This is a genomic window from Pseudomonas siliginis (assembly GCF_024072275.1).
GTDB lineage: Bacteria > Pseudomonadota > Gammaproteobacteria > Pseudomonadales > Pseudomonadaceae > Aquipseudomonas > Aquipseudomonas siliginis.
Window position 1 is genome coordinate 3,635,132 of record NZ_CP099598.1, and the last position, 14,275, is coordinate 3,649,406.

The window sequence follows — 14,275 nt, forward strand, 5'->3', positions numbered from 1 at the left end:
TGTTCAGTGTCCGGCTTTCCATTGCCGAGGACTGAGACCGGTCTTGCGCCGAAACGCCCGGGCCAGCGCCGACGGACTTTCGTAACCGACCTCTTCGGCAATCAACGCAATCGGCCGGCCTTCGCGCAGGCGTTTCTGCGCAAGACTGACGCGCCAGCTCAGCAGATAATCGGCCGGCGTCTGCCCGACCACGCGGCGAAACTGCTCGGCGAAACCGGCGCGGGACTGGTTCGCCGCCGCCGCGAGATCGGCCACACTCCAAGGCTTGTGCGGCTGCTCATGGATCAGGTTCAAAGCGCGAGACAAGCGCGGGTCAGCCAGCCCGGCCATCATGCCCGGTTGCTGATCTCGACTGCCGATGAGATGGCGCAGCAACAGAATCACCAGCAATTCGAACAGGCGATCCATCACCGCCACGCGCCCGCAATGCCCTTCAAAGGCTTCATTGAACAGCCAGTCAAGGGTGCTGCGCAGTTCCGGGATGTCGGTGAGTTTCAATACCAGATAGTCGGGTAGCGCGGCGGCCAGGGCATTGCCCGAGCCGCCGTCGAAGGTCAGCGATGCACAGACAATCTGACTGGCCATGGCTTCGTCGGCAAACATTCGATGGGTAAACGGCCGGGGAAAGAAAATCAGTGACGGTTCGTCCAGACGGATCTCCCGCTCGTTGCCCGGTTTGAGCAGCAACGCCCCGGCTTGCAGAACATGCACGTGCCCGACCGGCTCGCCTTCGTGAACGCTCACGCCGCAAAACGCGCCGCTATGAAAGGTGCCGGCGTTCACGCCGAAATGACTGAGTAATGTGGAAAGGCGATCCATGGCTGACTCCCGAAGGCATATCTGGACGATCTGCCGCATATCCTCGACGATTTGCCGCCAAAGCGCCATTGGCAGCCCCTAAGATCTCTCCATCGCCGCTGCACTTCGCTGCGGAATTTCGGAGAATCACCATGAGCCGCATCCCCGCTATCAGCCTCGACACCGCCACCGATGCCACCCGTCCTGCACTGGAAGGCGTGAAGAAAAAAATCGGCTTCCTGCCCAACGTCTTCACTACCCTCGCCCAAGCGCCAGTTGCATTCGACACTTACCTGCAAGCTTCGGCGATCCTCGGCAAGACCTCGCTCAGCGCCCAGGAAAAAGAAGCCGTCTACCTCGCCACTTCGCAAGTAAACGGCTGCGACTACTGCCTGTCCGCACACACAATGTTCGCCGGCAAGGCCGGGCTCTCGCCACAGGACATCGTCGCGGCCCGTCAAGGCGAACTGAATGCCTACGCCGCCCTCGCCCGCCAACTGACCGAAACCCGTGGCCACTTGAGCGATGAACAGTTGGCCGCTGCTCGCGCTGCCGGTATCGATGACCGCAAGATTATCGAAGTGATTGCCCTGGTGGCCGTGCAGACATTGACCAACTACCTGAACAACACGGCGTTGACCGAGATTGATTTCCCGGCCGTCGAGGCCTGAGCAGTCGCTCACGAACTGAAGAAAAATCCGCTGGCGAAAAGATGCTCTTTTCGCCAGCGCTGTTTTTTGCTGCCATGATGTAGGTCAGAATAATTCGCAGCGCAAACAGTGTCTGGTGCGCTGAAACCAAACACCCTGCGCGCAGGTCTTTGTTCTCAGACAAATGCCCGGAAAGATACGAACCCCATGACAGACTGGTTGCAAGACAACGGCGAGATGGCCGGGCAGATCCGCCGTCACGACTGGGCGAATTCGCCCCTCGGCCCGTTGGAACACTGGCCCGATGTACTCAAGACCACTGTCTCGCTCAGTCTCGCGTCGCATTTCCCTCAGGCGATCGTCTGGGGTCCGCAACTGATCACCCTTTATAACGACGCCTTCGTGCCGATTCTCGGCGACAAGCCGCATGCGCTGGGACGTCCTTTCAGCGACATCTGGAAAGAAGCCTGGCATGAGATCAGCCCGATAGCCGAGGCGGCCTATGCCGGCCAAGCCACCTACATCGAAAACTTTGCCCTGAAGATCGAACGCGGCAACGGTCCGGAGCAGGCGTTCTTCACTTTCTGCTACAGCCCGATTCGTGACTCGCTGGGCAATGTCGTCGGCATGCTCGACACGGTCACCGAGACCACCCAGACCGTTTATCTCAACCAACGCCTGGCCGTCCTCGATGCCATCGGCGAAGCGGTGACCAATGCCACCGATGCGCAAGCAATCCTGGCGGCGAGCACCCGGCTGATGGTCGAGCAGTTGCAATTGTCCAACTGCGCGTACGCCGACATGGATGCCGACGAGGACGGCTTCACCATTCGCGGCGACTATGCGGCACCGGGTTCGCCAAGCATCGTCGGCCACTACCGCCTGCGCGATTTCGGTGAGAAGGCAGTGACTCTGCTGCGCGCCGGGGAACCGCTGGTCATCCATGACAACCGCAGCGAGCTACCACCGGAAGAGTCGGCGACCTTTCAGGCCATCGGTATTACCGCGACCATTTGTGTACCACTGATCAAGCAGGGCCGTCTGACCGCATTGATGGCCGTCCACGACAAAGTGCCGCGGGTCTGGTCGCAATTTGAGCAGGCATTGATGAGCGAAGTGACCGAACGGTGCTGGGCGCACATCGAGCGGGTGCGCGCCGATGCCAATGTGCGTGAAGGCCTGCTGGCTCTGGCTGAGCTCAACGCCACGCTGGAGCAACGGGTCGAAGAGCGCAGCTTGCGCCTGGCCCAGGCCGAGTCGGCGTTGCGCCAGTCGCAGAAGCTCGAAGCCATCGGCCAATTGACCGGCGGCGTCGCCCACGACTTCAACAATCTGCTGACGATCATTCGTTCGTCGGTGGACTTTCTGCGCCAGCCCAACCTGCCGGAAGAACGCCGTCAGCGCTACATGCGCGCGGTGTCCGACACCGTCGAGCGCGCCTCCAAGCTGACCAGCCAGTTGCTCGCCTTCGCCCGCCGTCAGCCGCTCAATCCGCAGGTAGTCGACGCCGGCGAACGTTTGGCAAACATCGGCGAGATGCTCGAATCGGTCACCGGCGCGCAGATTCATGTGTGCGTCGAACGTCCGGATCACCCCTGCTACATCCGTGTCGATCTGAGTCAGTTTGAAACCGCGTTGATCAATATCGCCTTGAATGCTCGCGACGCCATGAATGGTCAGGGTGAGCTGAAATTGCGCCTGGAGTGCCACAAAGCGCTGCCGCCGATTCGCGGTCACGCCGGGTCCAGCAGCCATTTCGTGTCGATAGCCTTGGCCGATACCGGTGCCGGCATCGACGCACACACCCTCGAACACATCTTCGAACCGTTCTTTACCACCAAGGCTGTCGGCAAAGGCACGGGGCTCGGGCTGTCGCAGGTGTTCGGCTTCGCCAAGCAATCGGGCGGCAACGTCGATGTTTCCAGCGTCCTTGGCCAAGGCACCGAGTTCACCTTGTATTTGCCGCAAGTGCCGGCGGACGAGGCTGAACAGGACAACACCGAGGACGATGGCGAGGTGCAGCCGGCCTGCGAAAAACGCCGGGTACTGGTGGTCGAGGACAATCTCGATGTCGGTCGTTTTGCCAACCAGATCCTCCAGGATCTGGGCTATGAAACCGCATGGGCAACCAACGCTGAAGAAGCCCTGCAGTTGGCCGGTAGCGATGCCAGCGCGTTCGATGCGGTGTTTTCCGACGTGGTCATGCCGGGCATCACCGGCGTCGCGTTGGCCAGGGAGCTGCGCCAGCGCCGCCCCGATCTACCGGTGATTCTGACCTCCGGCTACAGCGAAGAACTGGCCCGCAGCGGTTACGAAGGTTTCGAGTTTCTCGCCAAGCCCTACTCCGCCGAACAGGTCTCACGGATTCTCGGCAAGACCTGGCTCAAGGACGCAAAACCAGCGGCGTCAGTCGTGATCGACGCCGGCGCGCTTGAGTAATTTCTTGCAGCGTTCCGACAGGTGAAACACCTGTAAGTGCTTGCCAGCCTTGGCGTAGCGTTCACGCAGGGTTTTCAACGCGGCAATCGCCGAGTAATCGACAAAGCTCAAGTGTCGGCAGTCGAGAGTGACTTTCGCCGGATCGTTGGCCGGATCGAACTGATTGAGAAACGGCGTGGTCGAGGCAAAGAACAGCGTGCCGTGCAGGCGATAGAGCTTGCTGCCGTCGGCCTCCAGGTGTTCATCGGCGTACAGTTCGCGCGCCTGCTGCCAGGCGAAATTGAGCGCGGCGATGATGATCCCGCACAGCACGGCCGTGGCCAGATCGGTGAACACGGTGATGGTGGTTACGGCGATGATCACCAGCACATCGTGCAGCGGCACCTTGTTGATCACCCGCAACGACGCCCAGGCGAACGTCTGCTGCGATACCACAAACATCACCCCCACCAGTGCGGCCAGCGGAATACGCTCGATCAGCGGTGACAGAAACAGAATGAACAACAGAATCAGCACACCGGCAACAACGCCGGACAAGCGCCCGCGCCCGCCGGAGCTGAGGTTGATCACGGTCTGGCCGATCATCGCGCAACCGCCCATGCCGCCGAACGCACCGGACACCATGTTGGCCGCGCCGAGCGCCACGCACTCACGATCCGGATAGCCACGGGTCTCGGTGATTTCGTCGGTCAGGTTCAGTGTCAGCAAGGTTTCCAGCAGGCCGACCATCGCCATCAGGATCGCGTACGGAGCGATGATGCGCAGCGTTTCCAGGCTCCACGGAATGTCCGGCATGGCGAAAGTCGGCAGACCGCCGGCAATGTGCGCCATGTCACCGAGGGTACGGGTCGGCAGGCCGAACAGGTAGACCAGCAGGCCGACACCAAGGATCGCCACCAGGGCCGGCGGTACCGCTTTGGTCAGGCGCGGCAGGATGTAAACGATGGCCATGGTCAGTAGCACCAGCCCGGTCATCAGATACAGCGGCGTACCGCTGAGCCAGTGCTCGCCGCTTTTGAAGTGCTCCAGTTGCGCCAGAGCAATGATGATCGCCAGGCCGTTGACGAAACCGAGCATCACCGGATGCGGCACCATGCGCACCAGTTTGCCCAAGCGCAACAGCCCGAACGCCATCATGATCAGACCGCCGAGCAGCACCGTTGCCAGCAGATATTGCACGCCGTGTTGCACCACCAGCGCGACGATCACCACCGCCATCGAGCCCGCCGCGCCGGAAACCATGCCCGGCCGGCCGCCAAACAACGCTGTCAGCGTGCAAATGATGAACGCGCCGTACAGGCCCATCAGCGGATTGAGATGCGCGACCAGGGCGAAAGCAATGCATTCGGGCAACAGGGCGAACGAGGTGGTGAGTCCGGCGAGGACATCGGCGCGCAGACGAATCGGTTTCATGGCTTACCTGACTGAGCGGCCGCTGGGCACGGCTGCTGTTTTCGCGAAAAAAGAGGGAGGCGAATGTTACGGAATTGTTCGGCCTCGGGCCAGTGAAACGCTGACATGGAGTAGCGCGGACCTTATCCTTGCAGGCTTGTCCATCGAATCGAGTCGCAGCATGTCAGCGTTTTTGTCCGCCCGGGATGTGTGTCAGCGTCTGCGCGAAGCTGCGCTGGGCGTGCTTGCGTTCGAAGTCTGCGAGGTAATGTCCCAGTCCGGGCTGATTGCCGTTTACATCGAGGGCTGGCATCTGCTGTTGGACTTCGCCGAGGGACACTTGCATCACTGTGAATACGCGCGCAACTGCGCCGGGGATGAAGCGACGCTGGACACTTGGCAGCGTTATGGCACGGACCCGGTGAGTCTGCTCAGCACATGGGAACTGGCGCAGATCGAGCGGTTGCTGTGTGAGGCGGATGGAGATGTGGCTCAGGGCATCATTTCCAGAACCAGTGACGACTGATTTTCTTGCATGCGGTCATACCAGCCCTGCAGCACATCGGGCAACCGCTTCTTCCACTTCGCCACGTTGGTGTAGTACCGCAGATGTTCATGGCCCTGATCATCGTAGCTTTTGAAGATCAGCCAGACCTGTGCGTCTGCAGCACTCATCAGAATGCCGATGCCGCCGAGACCGCGCATCCACATTTCTACAACCTGAGCATCGGCCACATCTTTTGAGTCTTCGCCGACCTGCAAGGAACCGGAGGTCTCTACCAGTTTCTGGTAGTCGGTCTTGAGCAGCGAACGCAGTACCTGATCTTCTGCGGGTGTGCGAGCCAGACCCAGGCTGAGCAGATCGTAATCCAGCTTCAGCGGTTGTTCGGAGGCGACATACCGACCGGCGTAATACACGCCCATGCCACCGCCGCAGTCGGAATCCGCACCGGTTTGCGTGACGTTCAGTACGCCATTGATGGACGTGAAGGCGAGTTTGCAGGCGTCCTCGGCGTACAGGGCTGTTCCATCCTTGAGTATGGCAACGCCGGTCAAGTCTCCGGAATTGGCGCCCTCGCCTGCTGAGATATCGATGGCGATATGCGTGGCATCACGACGTTGGGTGACAAGGGTCGCCGAGGTCGAGGTGCCGGGCGGGATCAATTGCCAAGTGGCGTCCCAACTGAACGGTTGGACGGCGTGTCCGAGTTCGCTGAGGCGCATCAGATATTCACGACGCAGACACGCACTCTGGGCACCGCAAGCGTTGCGGTGTTTCAGCCACTGGCGTTGGTCGGATTTCAGAGTTTTGGGATCAGCAACTTTGCCCAGCGTGTTCCGCCATTGCGTGGCGAGCTTGTCGTCGAGGCTTGAGAGGTAGGGATCGCTACAAATCGCTTTTTCGGTTTTGCTGTCGGCACTGGTGCAATCGAAACTGCTGGCTTGGGCGGTGCAGGCAATGACGAGAGAGGCCAGCGCCACGGCGTGACGCAGGTAGATAGCGAACATGAAAGATTCCATTCTTCGGGCGGCGGGGATTATGCCAGTGCTGCTGCCGTAAATCGCTGTTGTCGTAGAGCCTGCTCACCCAAGGAGCGAGCCTGCTCGCGAAGGCGGTATATCAGTCGGTTTGATCTTGGCTGTCATAGCGCTTTCGCGAGCAGGCTCGCTCCCACAGGGGGTTTGTGTGAGTTCAGAAGGTGATCTCGGCTGCCGGTTTGACGTCGATCCGTGCCACGGAACTGGTCAGGGCGGCGAAGTCCTTGTTGTGTTGGGCAATGATGTCTTCAGCGCTCATGTTGCCGTTATCGACCGTCGAATGCGCATCCCGCGCAACGACGATGTCGTAGCCCAGTGAATGCGCGCTGCGCACCGTGGCGTTGACGCAGTAATCGGTTTGCAGGCCGCAGATGATCAGGCGTTCGAAGTCCTCGCTGGGCAGCAGCTTGCCGAGATCGGTCTGGTAGAAAGAATCCCCGGTAGTCTTGCCTACACGCAGGTCTTTCGTCGAAGTCAGCAAACCTTCGGCCAGTTGCCAACCGTCCGCGCCATGCACGAACGGACCGTCCTTTTCTTCGTGCTGAATCAACACCACCGGAACGCCAGCCGTGCGGGCGCGTTGGCTGAGATCATTGATCGTGGCGATCACGCGGTCGATTTCAAAACACTGATATTCACCAGCACACAGCGCCTGCTGGACGTCGATGATCAGTAATGCGGTGGTCATGTCGAGCCTTCCTTGATCAGTCCTTGAGATGGGGCGGACCTGAGCCCGCCCCTTTTTACTCCGCTCAGTAACCCAGTGACAAGCCGGTATTACGCCGTGGATCATTGGCGCCGTAGAAGCGATTCTTGCCAACCGGTTTGCCGTCCAGTGACGGCGCGCCGACCAGAATCGCGGCGATGTGGTTGGGATCCTGCGGGCCGGCAAACTTGTGGCCCCAGCTCTCGAGGAGCTTTTTCGTATCAGGGCTGGCGGCGAAGTCTTCGAGGTTGGTTTCCTCCGGCATCCACTGCTGATGGAAGCGCGGCGCGTCGACCGCTTCCTGCAGCCCCATGCCGTAATCGATCACATTGAGCATGGTCAGCAAGGTCGCGGTGATGATCCGGCTACCGCCCGGCGTGCCGACCACCATCACCACTTTGCCATCCTTGGTGACGATGGTCGGACTCATTGACGACAGCGGCGCCTTGCCCGGCGCGATGGCATTGGCTTCCCCCTGAACCAGACCGTACATGTTCGGCACGCCGACCTTGGAGGTGAAGTCGTCCATTTCGTCGTTGAGGATCACCCCGGTCTTGCTCGCCATCACGCCAGCGCCGAACCAGTCATTAAGGGTGTAGGTGACCGAAACGGCATTGCCCCACTTGTCGACGATCGAATAGTGCGTGGTGTTGCTGCCTTCATGCGGCGCTACACCGGGTTTGAGCTCAGCCGACACGCCGGCCTTTTGCGGCTGGATGGCGTTGCGCAGTTTGGTCGCATAGTTCTTGTCCAGCAGGTGCTCGATCGGATTCTTCACGAAATCCGGATCGCCGAGGTAGCTGTTGCGATCAACGTACGCGTGGCGCATCGCTTCGATCTGGTAGTGCATGCCCTGAGCGGAATGGAAGCCCAGGTCCTTCATCGGATAGCCTTCGAGGATATTCATGATCTGGCAGATCACCACCCCGCCGGAGCTGGGCGGTGGCGCCGAGACTACGTGATAGCCGCGATAATCGCATTCCACCGGGGCCAGTTCGCGAGTCTTGTATTTGTCCAGGTCGGCCTGGCTGATGATGCCTTTGTTGGCTTGGCTGGACGTGACAATGGCATCGGCGACCCAACCTTTGTAGAAGCCGTCGGCGCCCTTCTCGGAAATCGTCCGCAGGGTTTTCGCCAGATCCTTCTGCACCAGTTTCTGCCCGACCTGCATCGGCTCGCCGTTGCTGAGGAAGATCGAGCCGGAATCGCGCATGTCCTTCTTGAACACATCCGTCGCGTATTCGAGCAGCTCGACATCGCCCTGCTGCAGCTCGAAACCGTCTTCGGCCAGTTTGATCGCCGGGGCAATCATGTCCTTGCGCTGTTTGGTGCCATATTTGCTCAGCGCCAGCTCCATGCCGGACACAGTGCCCGGCACCCCGACGGCCAGATGGCCGCGCGTGCTCAGTTCCGGAATGACGTTACCGTCCTTGTCCAGATACATGTTGGCGGTCGCTGCCAGCGGGGCTTTCTCGCGGAAGTCGAGAAAGGTCTTGCGCCCGTCCGCCAGTTGAATAGTCATGAACCCGCCGCCGCCAAGGTTGCCCGCAGCCGGATAGACCACCGCCAGCGCATAGCCCACGGCCACTGCCGCATCCACGGCATTGCCGCCGTTTTTCAACACATCGACGCCGACATGGGTCGCCAGATGTTGCGCGGTGACCACCATGCCGTTTTCCGCCGCAACCGGCGCCACTGATGCCGCGTGAGCCATGAGACAGCTGAGCGCCAGGGAGGTCGCAATGAGCGATCTGGCCAAAGGTTCGTACTTCATGAGTCGATCTCTTTTTGTTTTTGGGGACTGCGCAAAACGCAGGGCAGCGCTTCAGGAGCAACAAGCAGTATGGCCGGCTTTGCGTATTGCGCCTCCCCGTTCAGCCAGTATGCTGAGCCATCGCAGCATTTGTCAGCTCCTGAAAAATGCGTCGAAGGCTGCGATCTTTCATCAAGCGAAGAGGTTGTTCATCGCTGCGTATTGCAACAGCATGATGGTCTTGGCGTCACAGATCTCGCCGCGTTGAAATGCTGCCAGTGCCTCATCGAAGCCCCACTCGAGCACTTCCAGTTCTTCGGTTTCCTCTTCCAGCCCACCACCGTCGCTGACTTTGGACGCGGCGTCGTATTCGGCGATAAAAAAGTGCAGCTTCTCCGTCACCGAGCCGGGGCTCATATACGCCTCGAATACCTTCTTCACGTCATGCACGCGATAACCGGTTTCCTCCTCGGCTTCGTCACGAATGCGTTGCTCAGGGGCGGCACCTTCCAGCAACCCCGCCGCCACCTCGATCAACAATCCATCGTGGCCGTTGACGAACACCGGCAAACGAAACTGGCGGGTCAGCACCACCGTGCGCTTTTCGCGGTTGAACAGCAGAATCGCCGCGCCGTTGCCCCGGTCGTAGACCTCGCGGGTCTGGCGCTGCCATTCGCCGTTGTTGCGGTGGTAATCAAAAGTGATTTTCTTCAACAGATACCAGTCGTGGGACAACACCTGTGTGTCGACGATGTTGACCCGTTCGGCTGTGTTGGACATCGCGTCTGATCCTGTTTTCATGGGGACTGCCATGGTCGGACAATTGCGCCGACAAAAAAAGCCCGGCAGCGCTACCGGGCTCGTTCAGCCTGGGTTGTTACTGGAAGTCGACGTCGAAGGCCTGGTAGAAGGCGTTGCCGGTGTTGGCGACGATCCACATCAGCACAATGACGTGATGACCCTTCTTGTTCGTCGGCAGTTGCACTTGGTGATCAACCTTGGCCTTCAATTCGCCGGCATGGCTGTAATACGGCACTTGCGGGTAGAAGTCTTCGAAGAACGGCTGGGTTTCGAGCTGCGCACGGCTGATGCGTTGCTGTGGATCCCAGCCGTCTTTGGTGATCAGCCAGCGATAACCACGGGTGGTGTGCGGCGCGGTGTACGCCCAGCTGACCTCGAGAATCTGCCCCGGATCGACATTAAGCAGCGGCCAGTTGAATGAACGGCCGAGCTTCTTGCTCATCTCGTCGTCGGTGTAATTGACGCAATCGCGGGCATCGGTCTTGCCGCCGCTGAGAATGTAGCCATCGGCCGGCGGCGCGACGCTGTCCGAGTCGGTCTCGAAGGGTTGCGGGAACGGCCCGGCATTCACGGCCGGAAAGTTTTTGCCGCCCTCCATTTCATTGACTTGCCAAGCGCCGAGCAAGCCGAGGTCAATGGCCACTGCGCCGCGACTTGCTGGCGAGATGACACGACCGTGTTTGAGTTGGGTTTGTGGGATTGCCTGATTCATCGTCTTCACTCCGTTGATTTGAGAACTCTCCTTCCCGAGGAGAGGCCTTCAAGCTAACGGAGGTGAATTTTTTGTCCATTGGCGCTTTTGTCGCAATGCGATTTTGCAGGACGTAAAAAACCCTAAAACACTGGATGGATAACCAGTTCAAGTCGACACGTCGCACTCAACGTGTAGCTGAACACCTACACGCCGAGTCGCCTTTGGTCATTCAGACAGTTGCGCCTGATACTCCTTTTCGTACTGCCCGGCGAGTTGCGTTTTCTGTTTATCGTCGAGCAGTTTGCCGGCCATTTGGAAGAACTTGTGCTCTTCTTCCTCAAGGTGGTGATGAACCTTGTCGGAAAGCTTCTTGGCCGTGGCCAGCCACGCCGGACTGGACATTTCGGTCTCGTCGAGTTCTTCCATCATTTCGTCCATTTCGTGGTGCTCGGCGATGGCGTGGCGGCTCAGGTCAACGCCTTCGTCGATTTCCATCAACGGGATGTAGAAGTGCCGCTCTTCAGCGGTTTCATGCGCTTGCAGTTCTGCTTTGAGCTGCTTGTAGGCCTCGACCCGCTCAGGGCTGTCGCCGCTGGTCGCGATCAGAGCCTTGGCGTAAGTGCGCTGGCGCTCGTGGCTTTCGCGCAGGGCTTCAAAAATATTCACGGGATTTCCTCATCAATCGCGCTCAGGGAAAGACGCGATAAAAGCCTAGACCGCAACGCTGGTTTGACGGTTCCGCTTGTTCGATCGAAGGGCTTGGAGGCGTTTGCCCGGACGGGTTAGGCTGGGCGTTCAATCACACAAGGAAGTCATGCATGAATTTGCGTATCGAGTTGACGGACAATCCTACCGAGGAACAGCGTCAGGCCATTCTCCAACCGTTAATTGAATACAACGATGCGAAGACCGGCATATCGAAAACCGAGCCGTTCGCCTTGATGGTAAAAGATGAGTATGGCGCGATACTGGGCGGGTTGTACGGGCGAGTGACTTTGCGCTGGATGTTCATCGATTTGCTGTCAGTACCGGAACAAAGTCGCGGAGAGGGGATTGGTTCCCGGTTAATGGCACAGGCAGAAGCATTGGCCGAAGACAGGAACTGCTACGGAATCTGGCTCGACACCTTCGATTTTCAGGCGCCGGAGTTCTACAAGAAGCTGGGCTTCAGCCAGTTCGGTGAGATCGTAGACTATCCACCAGGGCACAAGCGGCATTTTTTCCAGAAGCGGCTGATCGACTGACTGTATCGCCCTTTGCGCGAGCAGGCTCGCTCCCACACTGGAAAGCATTCAATCGGTGGGAGCGAGCCTGCTCGCGAAAGCGCCAGCCGCCTCGACACACAATCAGAGGCAGGTCGCCATCGCCGCCATCCGCCGCATCGCGACAAAATCACTCTTCTGCGCGTAATAGTTCAAGGTTGTGCCGGACGCTTCGGTGATCACATCGACAAACGACTCCGCTGAACGCGTGTAGACCGTCGTGCCGCCAGACTCGCGCGGCTCCAGATAGGCCGCCGCGTCCACGCCGAAAACCGCTTCGTCCTGCCAGGCGAATTGCACGCACCGGGCGACGTCTTTCTCCGGCTTGTCCGAGGTCAGGACCTTGTCCGGGCTCTTGCTGCGAGCATCGTTCATCACCGAACCGGCGCACCCGGCCAACAGGGCCGCCGCCAGCACTACCATCAGCATTCGCATTGCATTTGCTCATCGAGAAAAAAGCGGACTGTAGCACTGCAACGCGGCAAATCGTTCTGCTTTACTGTTTTTATGCGCGACACGCGTGAGCAGCTGCGGCACTCTGAGATCTTCAGCCACACAAGGACATTACATGGCGCCTAGCGACCAACGACATGAACACGCCTTGAAACTGTTTCTCGATGCGCGACCCGAACTGCGTGAGACTCTCGACCACCTCAATCCGCTGTTGGCTCAGGCCAAGGGTGAAACCCAGGCGCAGTACCGCGAAGAACGCTTGCATGAAGCATTCGAGGCTGAGGCGGAAAGCCAGGGGTTGTTTGCCTGGGAGCTGACGTTGCAGCTGACCGCTGATTCACCGGAGGACTATCAGGCGCAACGCCTGGAAGTGCATCGGGAAGTGGCGGAAATGGCGGGGATGGACTGGATCGAGTATTGCGATCTTTACGGCATCACCCCGTAATCGATGTAGATACCGTCTTGAGCCTCACCGGGCAAGCGCAAGTTTCGGGTCATATGGCAGTCCTGACTTGAGCACTCCGTAAATGAAGTGCAGCAGCTTGCGCATTGCTGCGCAGATGATCTGCTTGGGGGCCTTGCCATTGGCTTCCAGGCGTTCTTTCATCGCCTTGATCGCCTTATTGTGTTTCAGCGCCACCATGCCAGGCATGTAAAGGCCTGCACGCAGCCGTGCTGACCCTACTCTTGAGATCAGGGTGTGACCTTTGAGCTTTCCTGATTCCTGCAGCTTTGGATTGAGCCCTGCGGCAGCGACCAGTTGGCGAGGATCACTGTATTTGCGCAGGTCACCCAGTTCGGCGAGCAATCGTTCAAGCGTTTTTTGTCCGATGCCGTCGATGGTTACGATGAGATCCCGCATCTGACGCATATCCGGGTCGTCATCGATGTGTTTTTTGATCGCCTTATGCGTTTCTACGATCTCTTTTTCGATATGGCGCAGAACGGAGTTGATCGAGTCTTTGACCTTTTCGTCGGAAACGTCCAGACGATTAAGCTCCATTTGTTCCATTTCCTGAAGGTCATCCAGGCGGCGCACCATTGCTTTTAACTGGCGGTATTTCAGCGGCTCAGGCGCCCATGGGTGAAGTTTTTGATCCTTTTCCCGGGCAAAGTCGGCGATCAGTTTGGCATCGCTTTTATCGGTCTTGATGCGGCGCAGTTCGCTGTCAGCGTACGCTTTGGTCGTAGCCGGGTTCACGACGCAGACCCGGAAGCCTTTGTTGTAAACGAATTCCGCGAGCTCCAAGTGGTAGACGCTGGTGGCTTCCATCACGATCAGGGCCGAACGCTCGGCGTTTTTTTCTAGCCACGCCTCAAACTCTTTAAAGCCCTTTGGATCGTTGGCCAGCTTGGCCTTGGTTTTGTGCTTGCCGTTGGGCTGGTGTGTAGCGATATCAAAGGTGTTCTTTGCGATGTCGACGCCAACGAAACCGGACATGATCGTTTCTCCACTTGTTCCCTGTTGCGATCATCACGTCACTCTGTCCAACCTTGCGAATGCGGGCTCTCGCCGCAGGCGGGCCCAAGATACCGTGCGAACTGTACGAGTGAGTGTGGAGGGCTGGAGCACGATCTACGTCACAGGCAAAAAGCCTAAGGAGCTGCGCGGCTTCCAAGTCCCTCCCTCGATGATCAGTCGAGAACTATCGCTCCTGACGGAGCGTTAGTCGAGATACAAGGAGCTGCCGAAGGCTGCGATCTTTTGATTTTGCTCTTCAAGATCAAAAGATCGCAGCCTTCGGCAGCTCCTACAAAGGTATCTGCGTAAAACTCGGGTTTCGCGGC

Annotated in this window: 15 protein-coding genes; 5 read left to right on the forward strand and 10 right to left on the reverse strand. The window is 58.9% G+C overall.

Annotated elements, in window-relative coordinates; all coding sequences use genetic code 11:
- Positions 1 to 3: 3 nt before the first annotated feature.
- On the reverse strand, positions 4 to 819 hold the full coding sequence (locus NF676_RS16705; RefSeq protein WP_150741130.1) for an AraC family transcriptional regulator: 816 nt from the start codon (positions 817 to 819) through the stop codon (positions 4 to 6).
- 131 nt (positions 820 to 950) lie between these two features.
- On the opposite strand from NF676_RS16705, the gene NF676_RS16710 reads away from it, so the two are divergent.
- Both NF676_RS16710 and NF676_RS16715 read left to right on the forward strand, forming a co-directional pair.
- A complete protein-coding gene (locus NF676_RS16710; protein WP_056788939.1) occupies positions 951 to 1,469 on the forward strand; it encodes a carboxymuconolactone decarboxylase family protein in 519 nt (172 codons plus the stop codon).
- Positions 1,470 to 1,655: 186 nt separating this feature from the next.
- Positions 1,656 to 3,887 carry a response regulator gene (locus NF676_RS16715; RefSeq protein WP_252886419.1) on the forward strand — a complete coding sequence of 744 codons (2,232 nt, stop codon included), beginning with the start codon at positions 1,656 to 1,658 and terminating at the stop codon, positions 3,885 to 3,887.
- Here NF676_RS16715 and NF676_RS16720 read toward each other — a convergent pair.
- Complete coding sequence (locus NF676_RS16720; protein WP_041477048.1) at positions 3,855 to 5,300, reverse strand: SulP family inorganic anion transporter; 1,446 nt, start codon at positions 5,298 to 5,300, stop codon at positions 3,855 to 3,857. The genes NF676_RS16715 and NF676_RS16720 overlap by 33 nt on opposite strands.
- A gap of 160 nt (positions 5,301 to 5,460) precedes the next feature.
- Between NF676_RS16720 and NF676_RS16725 the strand changes: the two genes are divergently transcribed.
- Complete coding sequence (locus tag NF676_RS16725) at positions 5,461 to 5,805, forward strand: DUF7693 family protein (RefSeq protein ID WP_150634953.1); 345 nt, start codon at positions 5,461 to 5,463, stop codon at positions 5,803 to 5,805.
- On the opposite strand, the gene NF676_RS16730 is transcribed toward NF676_RS16725, so the two are convergent.
- The 6 genes from NF676_RS16730 to NF676_RS16755 form a co-directional block, all read right to left on the reverse strand.
- Complete coding sequence (locus NF676_RS16730; RefSeq protein WP_252886420.1) at positions 5,772 to 6,788, reverse strand: lysozyme inhibitor LprI family protein; 1,017 nt, start codon at positions 6,786 to 6,788, stop codon at positions 5,772 to 5,774. The two genes, NF676_RS16725 and NF676_RS16730, sit on opposite strands and share 34 nt — an antisense overlap.
- 184 nt (positions 6,789 to 6,972) lie before the next feature.
- Complete coding sequence (locus tag NF676_RS16735) at positions 6,973 to 7,506, reverse strand: cysteine hydrolase family protein (protein WP_056788931.1); 534 nt, start codon at positions 7,504 to 7,506, stop codon at positions 6,973 to 6,975.
- 64 nt (positions 7,507 to 7,570) lie between these two features.
- Positions 7,571 to 9,298 carry a gamma-glutamyltransferase gene (ggt, locus tag NF676_RS16740; protein ID WP_095182053.1) on the reverse strand — a complete coding sequence of 576 codons (1,728 nt, stop codon included), beginning with the start codon at positions 9,296 to 9,298 and terminating at the stop codon, positions 7,571 to 7,573.
- Positions 9,299 to 9,469: 171 nt separating this feature from the next.
- Positions 9,470 to 10,057, reverse strand: a complete 588-nt coding sequence (locus NF676_RS16745) for an NUDIX domain-containing protein (protein ID WP_024013397.1) — start codon at positions 10,055 to 10,057, stop codon at positions 9,470 to 9,472.
- A gap of 97 nt (positions 10,058 to 10,154) precedes the next feature.
- On the reverse strand, positions 10,155 to 10,790 hold the full coding sequence (locus NF676_RS16750; RefSeq protein WP_095182054.1) for a lytic polysaccharide monooxygenase auxiliary activity family 9 protein: 636 nt from the start codon (positions 10,788 to 10,790) through the stop codon (positions 10,155 to 10,157).
- Positions 10,791 to 10,997: 207 nt separating this feature from the next.
- Positions 10,998 to 11,438, reverse strand: a complete 441-nt coding sequence (locus NF676_RS16755) for a hemerythrin domain-containing protein (protein ID WP_016775257.1) — start codon at positions 11,436 to 11,438, stop codon at positions 10,998 to 11,000.
- A gap of 152 nt (positions 11,439 to 11,590) precedes the next feature.
- Here NF676_RS16755 and NF676_RS16760 point away from each other — a divergent pair, with 152 nt between their 5' ends.
- The gene (locus NF676_RS16760; RefSeq protein ID WP_236168577.1) at positions 11,591 to 12,016 is read left to right on the forward strand and encodes a GNAT family N-acetyltransferase; all 426 of its coding nucleotides are present in this window, start codon (positions 11,591 to 11,593) and stop codon (positions 12,014 to 12,016) included.
- A gap of 102 nt (positions 12,017 to 12,118) precedes the next feature.
- On the opposite strand, the gene NF676_RS16765 is transcribed toward NF676_RS16760, so the two are convergent.
- Entirely contained in the window at positions 12,119 to 12,469 is a 351-nt protein-coding gene (locus NF676_RS16765) for a hypothetical protein (protein WP_024013401.1), read from the reverse strand.
- 133 nt (positions 12,470 to 12,602) lie between these two features.
- Here NF676_RS16765 and NF676_RS16770 point away from each other — a divergent pair, with 133 nt between their 5' ends.
- A complete protein-coding gene (locus NF676_RS16770; RefSeq protein ID WP_041477057.1) occupies positions 12,603 to 12,932 on the forward strand; it encodes a DUF6388 family protein in 330 nt (109 codons plus the stop codon).
- Positions 12,933 to 12,956: 24 nt separating this feature from the next.
- Here NF676_RS16770 and NF676_RS16775 read toward each other — a convergent pair whose 3' ends face one another.
- The gene (locus NF676_RS16775) at positions 12,957 to 13,928 is read right to left on the reverse strand and encodes an IS110 family RNA-guided transposase (RefSeq protein WP_252867835.1); all 972 of its coding nucleotides are present in this window, start codon (positions 13,926 to 13,928) and stop codon (positions 12,957 to 12,959) included.
- Between the last annotated feature and the right edge of the window lie 347 nt (positions 13,929 to 14,275).